The organism is Thermogemmatispora onikobensis, assembly GCF_001748285.1.
In the GTDB taxonomy this organism is placed as follows: Bacteria; Chloroflexota; Ktedonobacteria; order Ktedonobacterales; family Ktedonobacteraceae; genus Thermogemmatispora; species Thermogemmatispora onikobensis.
On record NZ_BDGT01000032.1, the window covers coordinates 42,466 to 54,301 of the forward strand.

Sequence of the window (11,836 nt, forward strand, 5' to 3'; positions counted from 1 at the left end):
GACGAAGATAGCCCAGAAAGGTTTGTGATGGCTGCCTCGACTGGGATCGAGGCAGCCATCAGACTCTCATCACGCTCTCACTCTCAGACAGCCCTCAGTATGATCCTAGCCGTCTTCCCTCTCCCTGGCTTCTGCTACCCACCACCGCCCAAGGCACAGCTATGTCCCAGGAGCGGGGGAGGCGAAGCGCTCGGGACCACAGGCCAATAGCAGGGGAGAGCGCCGTCCCGAGCAAAGCAAGTCGCTGACTAGCTGACCGGTGAGGGCGCTTAGCATCACCCCGACGCTGCCGTGCCCCGTGGCCAGAATGACATTCTGCCAGCCGGGGAGAAGGCCCACGATCGGCAAGCCATCAGGCGTGGCCGGTCGCAGTCCAGCCCAACTGCCTTCAACCGTGGCTTCGGCCAGGGCCGGCACCAGGCGCCGCGCCTGTGCGAGCAGCCAGGCCACTCCCTCGGCAGTCACGCAGACCTCGAAACCGGCCTCTTCGCGCGTCGCCCCAACCGTCAGCGAGCCATCCCGCCGCGGAATAAGGTAGATGGCCCGGCCAAAAAGAAGATGATGGAGCGCTGGCAGCCCCTCCGGCGGTCGCAAACTCAGAAGCTGCCCCCGCACTGGCCTCACCGGCACCCTGCAGCCCAGCCAGGCGCAGCACTGGGCACTCCAGGCACCCGCTGCAATCACTAGAGAGCCACAGCCAATCTCTTCACCAGTCTTCGTCTGGACCGCTAGCACTCGCCCGGCGCGCTGGCGCAGACCACACACTTCGCAGCCTTCGTAGCAACGAGCCCCGGCTCGACGAGTAACCCAGGCCAGCCCCTTGAGCAGCTCGCTAGCCCTCAGCTGCCCCTCTTGGGGAGCATACACAGCCCCCTCAACCTCAGCACTGAGCAGCGGCTCCTGCCGTCGCGCCTCTTCCCCATTGAGCCAGCTCAGTTGTAAACCCAGCGGCTGCCAGCGATCTAGCCGCCGCTGCAGACGCGCTACTGCTCGCCCCTCACAGGCCAGGCGCAAGGCCCCAGGTCGCTCAAGCTCGATCTGAAGGCCGCTGCTTTCCTCCAACTCGGCCACCAGCTTTGGCAGGGCCGACCAGCCCGCGAGCAATAACGAGGCCAATGGACCTGGCCCATTGAGCGGGCCGAGCGGAGCAAGTAGGCCAGCTGCTACAGCGGAGGCCCCAGCTCCTACTCTGGCCCGCTCCAGAAGACAGACGTCAACCCCAGCCTGACGTAGATAGTAGGCAATCGACCAACCAATGACGCCAGCCCCAATAATGACGACCTCTGCCTGATCAGACATAGGCTTTTCTTCCTTTCCAGACCACTCGTCTGTGCCGCCCAGGTTAGGAAGAAGTATTATAGCCTCTTTCTCCAGCCAGCGCATAGTCCCGGCGTTTCGGCAAGCAGATCAATTCTCTATTGTAGAGGTATATAATGTTAAATAATCTCTACAGTTTATAACAACTTGATATACTGTTAGCTTGCATTAGTGTTTTAAAATAAGTAAGGGATGGGAAACCAGAGACCACCGAATGAAAGTTCAGCGGTGTATTCAAACAGGTTTCCCTCTTAAAAAGGTCAGCAGTAAGGAGGAAGGACGACATGTTCTTTCACGTACAGAAGCTCATCAACGAGATTGTGCCAGACGAACCTGATCCGGCAGCAGCCAATGCACTGCAGGAGGGGTTAGGTGGGCAATTTGGTGAAATGCGCACAATGATGCAATATTTGTTCCAGAGCTTCAACTTCCGCGGCAAGGCCAAGCCCTATCTCGACCTGATCCAGGGCATTGGAGTTGAAGAGATCAGCCACGTCGAGCTGATTGCCACCACCATCAACCATCTCCTGGACGGTTCGCCGCGCTACCGGGGAGAGATCCCAGCCAATGGAGCTACCCCGCTCAACATCGCTCTCAAGGAGGGCAACATTCACCACTTTCTGGTTGGAGCCCAGGGAGCGCTGCCCATCGATGCCGCCGGCAACCCCTGGTCAGGCTCCTACGTCTACAGCAGCGGCAACCTGGTACTCGACCTGCTCAACAACCTGGTGCTTGAAGCCACCGGGCGGCTTCAGAAATGTCGTCTCTACGAGATGACGAACAACAAGACCGCGCGTTCCACGATCGCCTATCTGATCGTGCGTGACGAGGTGCACGAGAAAGCCTATGCCAAAGCGCTTGAGACGCTTGGAGTCCAATGGGGCAAGATCCTGCCCATTCCCAAGTTTGACGCCAGCAAGTTGCCTGAAGTCAAGCGTCTGATGGACATGGGCCTTCATAACCAGCTCCACCACTGGCGCCTCGATGGCTCGGAGATGGGCAAGATTTTCCACGGCCCCTCGCCAGCACAGGATGGCACCTTGACCACCACCCAGAAGCCACCCGAGGGGGCCCCCATCAAGCTGAGCGAGGCACGTCCCGAGGAATTCGCCCCGGGCCTGACGCCGGAGCTGGAGAAGCTGATTCAGCAAATCGAGGCCGTCAAGGTCTGAGAGCAGCTGTAAGGTGTGTTCCTGGCCAACCAGGCAGGAGCACGAATGAAACGAGTCCCAAAAACCGGGCGCGCTCTCTCCGACTCGCCAGCAAGAGCGCGCCCGGTTTTTGTCTACATCCTGCTCATTTCATTGACGAAAAATGCGATAAGCAACCAGCTCCCGCATTGGCCCAGTCGAGTTAGCAAGCGAGCCGCAGGGCAAGCCGCTCAGTCGCCGATCATCAGTGCAGCGAGCGAGCAAAAACCTCGAAGAGGCGACGCTGTTCCTCGGTCAGATGAGTTGGCAGGACCACATTTACCTCAGCATAGAGATCGCCACGCTGATCGGGCTGACCCAGAACCGGCATGCCCTGGCCACGCAGGCGGAAAGACTTGCCATTGGGGGTCTCCGGCGGGATCTTCAGCAACAGGCGCCGGCCTGACGGTGTTGGCACCTCCACCTCGCCACCCAGCATAGCCGTTACCAGAGGAACATCAACCCGCGTGCGCAACGTTGTGCCCTCGCGAGTAAAGCGCGGATCAGGCCGGACATGGATACGCAGATAGAGATCACCTCTCCCAGCAGCGCCCGGGAGTCCCTGACCTGGGATACGGATACGTGCGCCATCCTCGACGCCGGCGGGGATCTTCACCTCCAGGCGGCGGCGGCTGCCATCGATATCCTCCAACTCGATCATACGAGTGGCACCGTCGTAAGCCTCCGCCAGCGAGATCTCCAGCACTGACTCCACATCGCGCCCAAGTGGAGCCTGGCGCCCGGCAGCACGCTCTGTCCGCGTCCGCCCTCCGAAAGGAGTGCCGAAGAACATCTCGAAGAAATCGGAGAAGGGAGAAGCGCCACCGAGAAGATCCTCCAGATCCTCCTCAGTGATCGTCTGATAACGATATCCGCCAGAGCCAGAGGCACCCGGCCAGCGTCCATAGCGCTGATAATAGCTACTCAGCTCATCATACTTCTTGCGCTTTTCAGGGTCAGAAAGGACCTCATAAGCCTCGTTAATCTCTTTGAAGCGTTCTTCCGCCGTCTTATCTCCTGGATTCACATCGGGGTGATACTGACGCGCCAGCTTGCGGTAAGCCTGCCGGATAGTCTTATCGTCGGCGTTACGATCCACACCCAGGATCTTATAATAATCTTTATAATCGACAGCCATAGGTGCCTCCCCCCAGGAAGATGTGAACTACAGGCCCTTCAAGCAAGAAAGCAAGCAACTAAGACCTACCCACCTACCTACCTACCTACCGCACCCCCATTCAGCCTTCCACGGGCCAGCAGACAGGTTCCATACCTTGAACAGGAACGACCGCCTGTAGAAGAACAATGGGATCAACCACTTCCGACACAAACATGCCCTTCTCCCTTGCCTTACGGGAAGGCAGGGGAGCAGCACGCGCAGGGAAGGAGCCTTCACGAGCCAACAAGCTGGCAAGCAAACTTATCAGCATCTCACTTAACGAACCAGGCTCCGGCAACAGTCACACGAGGTAGCAGCGGAAGGAGGACGATGGCAACAGCACCAGCCCGCCGCTGAGAGGGAACAGCCTGGCCTGGTAGGCAGTTCAGTAGTACCGGCCAGCCAGCCAGCTCACCAGAAGACCAGCGAGCAGAGCGCACGACATCTTTTCGTTTCGGGCAGCCCAGGTCACTGGTGAGTTGACCGGCACTACAGAACAGCTCGACAGGCGGCCTCGCTCAGCCGAAGGAGGCGGGACGAGGCCGCCTGCTGCAGAGCAAGAGCCAGCCAGATGCCAGGCAGCGGGGCACCGCCGGGGAACGGCTCAGATCTCGCGATACTCACCCTCGATGGGGCCAGAATCGCCGCCTTCCGAGGGGTTCGAGCCGGAAGGAGAGCCGCCGCCTGGAGCAGCACCGGCCCCGGCCTGGCTGTAGATCTCCTGACCGATGCGCGACAGCGAGCGCTCCAATTCATCCAGTGTGCTACGCACACGAGCGACATCGCTGCCTTTGAGGGCCTCACGTACCTCAGCAATCTTGCCCTCCACCTCGCTACGCAGGCTGGCTGACACCTTTTCACCCAAATCGCGAAGCGTCCGCTCAGCCTGATAGGCCACACTATCGGCGCGGTTGCGGACCTCGATCTCTTCGCGGCGGCGCCGATCCTCTTCCGCATACTGCTCGGCTTCGCGCACCATGCGCGCCACCTCCTCCTTGCTGAGGCCGCTGGAGGCCGTGATCGTAATCTTCTGCTCGCGCCCAGTAGCCTTATCGCGCGCCGAGACATTCAGGATACCATTGGCGTCGATATCGAAGGTCACCTCAATCTGCGGCACACCACGCGGAGCGGGCGGGATACCCTCCAGGCGGAAGCGGCCCAGGCTCTTGTTATCGCGAGCCAGCTCGCGCTCACCTTGCAGCACATGGATCTCAACCGCCGTCTGATTATCCTCAGCGGTGCTGAACAGCTCCGTCTTGCGCGTCGGGATGGTCGTATTGCGCTCGATAAGCTTCGTCATCACGCCCCCCAGCGTCTCAACACCCAGGGAGAGCGGCGTCACATCGAGCAGCAGGACATCGCGCACCTCGCCCTTGAGCACACCGGCCTGGATCGCCGCACCGATCGCCACCACCTCATCCGGGTTGACCCCCTTATGTGGCTCCTTGCCGAAGAGGCGGCGCACCATCTCGATGACCGCCGGCATGCGCGTCTGGCCGCCGACCAGCACCACCTCATTGACATCGCTGGGACGAATACCGGCATCAGCCAGGGCCTGCATCACCGGTCCGCGCGTGCGCTCAATCAAATCGCTCACCAGCTGTTCCAGCTTGGCGCGGGTCAAGGTCATCATCAGATGCTTGGGGCCATTGGCATCAGCGCTAATGAAGGGCAAATTGATCTCCGTCTGCAGCGAGCTGGACAGCTCAATCTTCGCGCGCTCAGCAGCCTCCTTCAGACGCTGCAAGGCCATACGATCCTGGCGCAGATCGATGCCGTGCTCCTTGCGGAACTCATCGGCCATCCAGTCGATAATACGCTGGTCGAAGTCATCGCCACCCAGATGTGTATCACCGTTAGTGGCCTTCACTTCGAAGACGCCATCACCGAGCTGCAAGATCGAGATATCGAAGGTACCGCCACCCAGATCGTAGACGGCGATGATCTCATCCTTCTTCTTGTCCAGCCCGTAGGCCAGTGAAGCCGCCGTCGGCTCATTGATAATGCGCAGAACTTCCAGGCCGGCGATCTTACCGGCATCCTTGGTGGCCTGGCGCTGCGAGTCGTTAAAGTAGGCCGGCACCGTAATCACGGCCTGCGTAATCTTCTCGCCCAGCTTTGCCTCAGCATCTAGCTTCAGCTTCTGCAGGATCATGGCCGAGATCTCCGGCGGGCTATACTCACGCCCCCCCATCACGACCCGTGCATCACCGTTGGGCGCCCGAGTGATCTTGTAGGGCACCAGCTTCATCGTGCGCTGAACCTCGGGGTCGTCATAGCGGCGCCCCATCAAACGCTTGACCGAATAGACCGTATTCTCCGGGTTAGTGATCGCCTGGCGCTTGGCCAGCTGGCCCACCAGTCGCTCACCCGTTTTGGTCACCGCTACCACCGATGGGGTCAGGCGCGAGCCTTCACTATTCTCCAGAACTACCGGCTCGCCCGCCTCCATTACCGCCACCACCGAGTTAGTTGTCCCAAGGTCAATGCCGATCACTTTAGCCATCGCTACAATCCCTCCTTCGTGGAGGAGAAGGCCCTCTCCTGATGAGGCTCTCTCCTCACACTACTCATGCTTTCACTCACTTCGTTCCTTCAAGCTCTTTCGTCGTCTCGTCCTGTCTCGGCACACCAACGCTGTCATACCCACGTCGCCAGCCAGAGCAGGGCAGGCAGGTCTCTGTCAGTACTTGTATCACATATCACAAAAACTGTCAAGTCAATTTACCCAAACCGTCAGATACGGACCAGATCGTCATGGAGTAGACGACGAGGAAGGAGTAGGCGGCGAGCCGGCCACAACAACCTGAGCCGGGCGGACAATGCGCTCGCCGAGCATATAGCCGGGGCGAACGATCTGCAGGACGGTGCCTTCGGGAGCACTGGCCTGAGTATCGAGGGCCACGGCCTCGTGCAAGCGCGGGTCGAACTGCTCGCCCTGGCGCCCGATCTGACGGATGCCCAACTCGGCCAGGGTGCTGGCAAGACGCCGGGCCACCAGATGGAGCCCCTGAACCCAAGGCTGGTGGGCCAGTTCAGGGGGAGTAGCGCTGAGCGCGCGCCCCAGATCATCGAGTACGGGCAGCAGACGCCGCAGGAGAGCAATCTGGGCACTAAGGCTGGCCTCCTCCTGCTCCTGCCCGACGCGGCGCCGGTAGTTGATAAAATCGGCCTGTGAGCGACGCAGCATATCCAGGTACTCTTCCGAGCGCCGCTGCTCCGCGGCCAGCTCGCGCTCCAGGCGACTGACCAGTTGCGCTTTATCATCCTCCACGGCCTGCTGTGGCCTGGCTTCCTGCTGTCGCTCCTGCCCTTGATGCCACATTTCCTGCCTCCTCTAGCGCGAAGACGAGGCCGGCAGTGCCCCGGCACCCTCCCTCCGGCTGCCCCCGACCAGCCGCCTCGCGCAATGTCTGACCTGTAACTTTCAACTCTATCATAGTTTGTCAAACGTTCGCAGAACTGACGGGCATTTCTTTAGCAGAGGCTCGGGGAAAGACGAGTCTTTTCTGCTCTCATCCCGCCACCTCTCTCCAACCTTCCGACATGGTGAACAGCCCTATTGAGGCAGCCAGCTGCTTGCACCCCTCAGACTTCTCCACTGGGGGCGAGCGCCAGCGGAGCCGGGCCGACACAGCGTGCGCACAGACGGGCAACCTGTCCTCTCTCCTCCCCCACCCACCCGCCTCTCTCTTCCATTCCGCTCACTCTCGCGCCGACTCAGAGCCTACCGCTTGCCCGGTGGAATCGGTCTCAGCGGCCTGCTGGCCTGCCTGCGATAGCCTGATGCGAGCAAGGGGCTGCGATGGCTGCCCTTCTGTGTCCACTTGCCCAGCCACCATCTCCTGCGAGCTGCGCTGCTCGCTGATGCCAGCCTGCTCGCTTAAGGCCCGACGCACCTCGATACGCACTCCGGAACCCTCTCCAACCTCGCCCAACCCCAGCACTTCGAAAAGCCGGCGCATCTCACGCAGGGCATTCTCAGCACGCATTTGTGCCTCTCGCGCCTCCTGAATCTCTTGCTGGAGGACACGGACATGTCTGCGAATCTGCATGATATAGCGGATGCCGACCGCGTTGACTCCCTGCTCATACAATTCGGCCACCTCTTCGAGGATGGCCAGATCACTATCGGAATAGAGGCGATTCTTGCCACTTTGGCGCGCCGGCTCCAGGAGGCCCGCTTTTTCTAGCTCTCCTCCATAGCGTCGCAACATGTGCGGAGGCAGCCCCAGTAGCTCAGAGACAACCCCTATGGTGTACTTGTGAATCGTGTCTCTCGGCTCACCTGGGACTCTCGCAGATGGCCTGGATCGTCGCTTCATGCCAAGCCTCCTTCCTCAACGACCTCTGACCTGACCCGCTGTGCCACGCTGTGCTGTCAGCACCACGCCCCCCTCCTTCTCCTTCATTCACTACCCACCCCCCAACCAACACCACAGGGGGCGCGCTCACCTGCTCCCCGCTCCCGGGACCTATCCATAGGATATACTTTTTAACAATTTTTGTCAAGTGATTTATCCAAAAAATCAAAGGAGCCACAGCCAGGCCGGAGTGAGACTCAGAGAGCTCGCTGGACACTCAGGGCTGGAGCAAACGCGCCAGGGCCTCCGTCTGCTCGCTGAACCTGGCCAGGCGCTTTTTCTTGAGGTTCTCGCGCAGGACCCAGGCGATGTCTTTGTCGTTCCAGCTGGCACAGGTCTGCATCAGGGCAAAGCCCTCCTCCGGAGCGGCAGCAGTGACGACGCTGAGGCTGTAGCCAAGAGTCTGACGCAGGGAGCGAAAAGCCGCCTGATGGCGCTCCGCTGGCGCCAGCTGATGGAGCCGCTCCAGCACCTGGCGATGAATGCTGAGAGCCGCCGCGCTCAACTGAGGCTCCTGAAGTAGTGCTGGCTCTGCCAGCGCTGCTATCGCAGCTCGCTGGTGAAGGAGGCTGCCTTCGACGGCGAGACGACTGAGCTGCTCCAGAGTCTCTGTGCTGGATACAGGAAGGAGCTGCTGGTAGGCCATGACTACCCCTTCGCGAATGCGCCAGCAAGGAGAAAGTGCCCGCTCTTCTAAGAGTGTCCAGGCCCATGCTCTCCAATCCGGCCAGGCCGCAGCGCAGGCCCCCAGGGCAACGAGACCACACAGGACGGTGAATTCGGCAGGGGTGTTGCTCTGGACGTCTTCACGCTCTGTGCTGAGTAGATAGGTCAGAAGCACTTCGGCGGCTGGCGGGTCGTTGGGGACGCGCAAAGCAAGCAGATGCGCCAGATCATAGGCCAGGGCGAGGTTGGCGCGCGGCCCCGGCAGATGGCTCTGCTCCCGCAGATAGTACTCCAGGAGCCGCGGCCTCCCACACAGGGCTTTGTCAATGAGCGGTTCTAGTGTATCTTGCATGCTGTTTCAGTTCCTTTGTCTACGCTGTCAGAGTTGCTGCCCTGATTGTAGCACAGAGTCATCGCTGTCTCCAGCAGCTCTTTGCCAGTTCCCCCGGTCTTTCGCTCCTATCCCGCCAGATGAGCTATTGCTGCCTGCGCCTCTCCCTCAATCCCCGCTGGCAGCCAGATCTGTAGCTCCATTAACCTTGACGTAAACGGTAAGCTTATGCTATAATAATGGTGACAATTGGCCCAGGAGCTGTCAACACAGATGTGTCCACCTGCAACAGTCGACAGCCCTGGCCAGGCAGTCGCTCGTCTCTTTGCTGTATTCGCTCTCCGGGAGGTCGCGTCAGCGATGGCTATGGCAGATGTGGCTTGCTCCGACCCAACTGGCAGCGGCAAACGACGCTTCTCTCCGCTCCTGACAATTGAGCAGGTGGCCTCTCGTACCGGCCTGACGAAGCGAACGCTGCGCTACTATGAGGAGCTGGGCTTGCTGCGACCAACTGGACGCAGCGATGGGAATTATCGCCTCTACAGCGAGGACGATGTGGAGCGCGTGGAGCGCATTAAGGAGCTGCGCGACTTGCTGGGCTTCTCGCTGGCCGAGATCCGCGCTTTCTTGGAGGCCGACGATGAGCGCGAGCAGCTCCGCGAGGCCTTCCGCCAGGAAAGCGACGTCAAGGCCCGCCTCGCTCAGCTTGAGCGCTGCGACGCCTTGATCCAGCGCCAGCTGCAGTTGATCGAGCAGAAAATCGCCGGCCTGGAGCAGTTACGCGCCAGTCTGCAGGCAAGACTGGCCCGCCATGCCCAACGCCGCGCTGAGTTGCTCCAGCAACTGCCCTCCCTTGATACGTGAGCTACACGCTCCTTTTACAATTTTTGTTCCATATATAGGAATATTTCTAGCTATAAACAATTGGTGACGCATGGCTCAGGGAAGCAGACTAATCCCTGAGCGTAGGCAGGTCAGGGGCACAACCACCTGACAGATGCTTGCAGGTGCAGGGGCACATGAGGTCCCCGGCATAGTGTTTCCTTCCCGAAGGAGATGTGGACCGGAGACAGCGATAAGGCCATGCCGCCCGGTGTGGCCCGCGCGCCTTCTACTGGCGCTCCGGTCCACATCTTCTCCTTTCGTAGCTGAGATGGCCCTGGCTCACTGGGCCTCACTGGGCCTTTGCTGAGCGACCCTCTGTCCCCAGCACTCAAGCACCGGCCACATCGTTCCTCTGACAGGCCTCTCTGGATTCTCTACTATTGCCTTTTCTACTCTTTATACTTTAAAGGCAATTATTACTTGTAAGTCAAGCTGATTTTCTTGCGAGAAGGGATGTGTTAGCAAGATGCGCGTTTCTTCAGAAGAAGAGGTGACCTTATCTCCGCTCGCCGCGGCAAGGGAAGCTTCCGCGGCTACTACGACGACCGCTGCTCTCCAGCCCGCGCCGGCGCAAAGCGGGATTTTTCGAGCCTTTCGGGCTTTGCGCCATCGTAATTTTCGTCTTTTCTGGTTCGGTCAGCTTATTTCGTTGATCGGGACCTGGATGCAGACCACAGCTCAAGCCTGGCTGGTACTGGAGCTGGCTCATGACGCCTGGTTACTCGGCGTCGTCGGGGCCCTGCAGTTCTTGCCCGTGCTCTTCTTTGCTCTCTTCGGGGGCATTATTGCTGACCGCCTGCCGAAGAAGCGGATTTTGGTGCTGACGCAATCGTCAGCCGCGGTACAAGCTTTCTTGCTGTGGGCCCTGGTAGCCAGCGGCACTGTTCAAATCTGGCATGTGCTGGTTCTGGCACTGCTGCTGGGGATTACGAACGCGCTCGATATGCCAACCCGCCAGGCCTTTGTGGTGGAGATGGTAGGACGCGAGGACCTGCCGAACGCGGTGGCTCTGAATTCGTCGCTGTTCAATATGGCTCGCGTGCTTGGTCCTGCGATTGGTGGCTTGTTGATCGCCCGTCTCGGAGTAGCGCCGCTCTTTCTGCTCAATGCGCTGAGCTTCGTGCCGGTAATTGTGGGCATCACGATGATCGATCCTCAGCGTCTCTACGCTCAGGCTCGTTTGTCTGTGGGCAAGCAGGGACAGCCCGGTCCTCTGCAGAGCCTGCGCGAGGGCCTGGCCTATGTGGCGCATACGCCATCTGTTCTGCTGGTGATCGTGGTGGTGGGCCTGGTCTCGCTCTTCGGCATTAATTTCAATGTGTCGCTGCCGCTCTTTGCTACGGATGTGCTCCACGCCGGCCCGGAAGGCTTTGGTTTCATCTCTTCTGCCTTTGGAATCGGTTCGCTGCTCTCCGCTCTCTGGCTGGCCTGGGCCAATAAACGGCCTACTATTCGTAGCCTCCTTGTGAGCGGTATCGCTTTCAGTGCGCTGGAAGCCGGGTTCGCCATCTCGCCCTGGTATCCGCTGTCACTGGTCTTGATCGCTTTGACGGGCTTTACTCAAATCGCTTTCTCGGCTCTGGCCAATACCACCTTGCAGGCCGTGACGCCAGATCATCTGCGCGGACGGGTGATGAGCGTCTATATGATGGTCTTCGCCGGTAGCTCGCCAATCGGCAACCTGTATACGGGCGCCCTGGCCGATCTGTTCGGGGCCCCGCTGGCGGTGCTGGCCGGCGCGATCCCAAGCCTGATCGCTGCTCTGGCCGGCTGGTTTCTGCGAGAACCAGCCGAGAAAGATTTGTTGGAGTCTCGATCATTCTTCGGTTCATAGCCTTGCCCGGCGGCGCAGGTCAAACTGCGCCACCGCTTCTCTCGTAGCCACGGGTCCGGTCGAGCAGTGAGCCTGCTGCTGCTGATAGGT

9 protein-coding genes are annotated in these 11,836 nt (G+C 60.0%); 3 read left to right on the plus strand and 6 right to left on the minus strand.

Annotated features, from left to right (window positions below):
• Nucleotides 1-159: 159 nt before the first annotated feature.
• Nucleotides 160-1,299 (minus strand): glycine oxidase ThiO, encoded by a 1,140-nt coding sequence (gene thiO, locus BGC09_RS14505; RefSeq protein WP_069804699.1) that lies wholly within the window; start codon nucleotides 1,297-1,299, stop codon nucleotides 160-162.
• Nucleotides 1,300-1,601: 302 nt separating this feature from the next.
• Here thiO and BGC09_RS14510 point away from each other — a divergent pair, with 302 nt between their 5' ends.
• Nucleotides 1,602-2,489, plus strand: coding sequence for a manganese catalase family protein (locus BGC09_RS14510; RefSeq protein WP_069804700.1), 888 nt, complete (start codon nucleotides 1,602-1,604; stop codon nucleotides 2,487-2,489).
• Nucleotides 2,490-2,712: 223 nt separating this feature from the next.
• On the opposite strand, the gene BGC09_RS14515 is transcribed toward BGC09_RS14510, so the two are convergent.
• The 5 genes from BGC09_RS14515 to BGC09_RS14535 form a co-directional block, all read right to left on the minus strand.
• Nucleotides 2,713-3,645, minus strand: coding sequence for a DnaJ C-terminal domain-containing protein (locus BGC09_RS14515; protein WP_069804701.1), 933 nt, complete (start codon nucleotides 3,643-3,645; stop codon nucleotides 2,713-2,715).
• 625 nt (nucleotides 3,646-4,270) lie between these two features.
• Nucleotides 4,271-6,172 carry a molecular chaperone DnaK gene (dnaK, locus tag BGC09_RS14520; RefSeq protein ID WP_069804702.1) on the minus strand — a complete coding sequence of 634 codons (1,902 nt, stop codon included), beginning with the start codon at nucleotides 6,170-6,172 and terminating at the stop codon, nucleotides 4,271-4,273.
• Between the two features lie 249 nt (nucleotides 6,173-6,421).
• A complete protein-coding gene (locus tag BGC09_RS14525; RefSeq protein ID WP_069804703.1) occupies nucleotides 6,422-6,991 on the minus strand; it encodes a nucleotide exchange factor GrpE in 570 nt (189 codons plus the stop codon).
• A gap of 379 nt (nucleotides 6,992-7,370) precedes the next feature.
• Nucleotides 7,371-7,991, minus strand: coding sequence for a MerR family transcriptional regulator (locus tag BGC09_RS14530; RefSeq protein WP_084658909.1), 621 nt, complete (start codon nucleotides 7,989-7,991; stop codon nucleotides 7,371-7,373).
• A 256-nt stretch (nucleotides 7,992-8,247) separates the two neighbouring features.
• The gene (locus tag BGC09_RS14535) at nucleotides 8,248-9,048 is read right to left on the minus strand and encodes a hypothetical protein (protein ID WP_069804705.1); all 801 of its coding nucleotides are present in this window, start codon (nucleotides 9,046-9,048) and stop codon (nucleotides 8,248-8,250) included.
• 339 nt (nucleotides 9,049-9,387) lie between these two features.
• Here BGC09_RS14535 and BGC09_RS14545 point away from each other — a divergent pair, with 339 nt between their 5' ends.
• Together BGC09_RS14545 and BGC09_RS14550 are read left to right on the plus strand one after the other, a co-directional pair.
• Entirely contained in the window at nucleotides 9,388-9,891 is a 504-nt protein-coding gene (locus tag BGC09_RS14545; RefSeq protein WP_176728934.1) for a MerR family transcriptional regulator, read from the plus strand.
• Nucleotides 9,892-10,378: 487 nt separating this feature from the next.
• Nucleotides 10,379-11,746: an MFS transporter gene (locus tag BGC09_RS14550; RefSeq protein WP_084658913.1), complete on the plus strand. Its 1,368-nt coding sequence runs from the start codon at nucleotides 10,379-10,381 to the stop codon at nucleotides 11,744-11,746.
• Nucleotides 11,747-11,836: the final 90 nt, after the last annotated feature.

Bases quoted from the DNA above. Each gene is read 5' to 3' on its own strand.
- BGC09_RS14510 (WP_069804700.1), top strand. From the start codon at position 1,602: ATGTTCTTTCACGTACAGAAGCTCATCAACGAGATTGTGCCAGACGAA.
- BGC09_RS14545 (WP_176728934.1), top strand. From the start codon at position 9,388: ATGGCTATGGCAGATGTGGCTTGCTCCGACCCAACTGGCAGCGGCAAA.
- BGC09_RS14530 (WP_084658909.1), bottom strand. From the start codon at position 7,991: ATGAAGCGACGATCCAGGCCATCTGCGAGAGTCCCAGGTGAGCCGAGA.
- BGC09_RS14525 (WP_069804703.1), bottom strand. From the start codon at position 6,991: ATGTGGCATCAAGGGCAGGAGCGACAGCAGGAAGCCAGGCCACAGCAG.
- dnaK (WP_069804702.1), bottom strand. From the start codon at position 6,172: ATGGCTAAAGTGATCGGCATTGACCTTGGGACAACTAACTCGGTGGTG.
- BGC09_RS14515 (WP_069804701.1), bottom strand. From the start codon at position 3,645: ATGGCTGTCGATTATAAAGATTATTATAAGATCCTGGGTGTGGATCGT.
- BGC09_RS14535 (WP_069804705.1), bottom strand. From the start codon at position 9,048: ATGCAAGATACACTAGAACCGCTCATTGACAAAGCCCTGTGTGGGAGG.
- BGC09_RS14550 (WP_084658913.1), top strand. From the start codon at position 10,379: ATGCGCGTTTCTTCAGAAGAAGAGGTGACCTTATCTCCGCTCGCCGCG.
- thiO (WP_069804699.1), bottom strand. From the start codon at position 1,299: ATGTCTGATCAGGCAGAGGTCGTCATTATTGGGGCTGGCGTCATTGGT.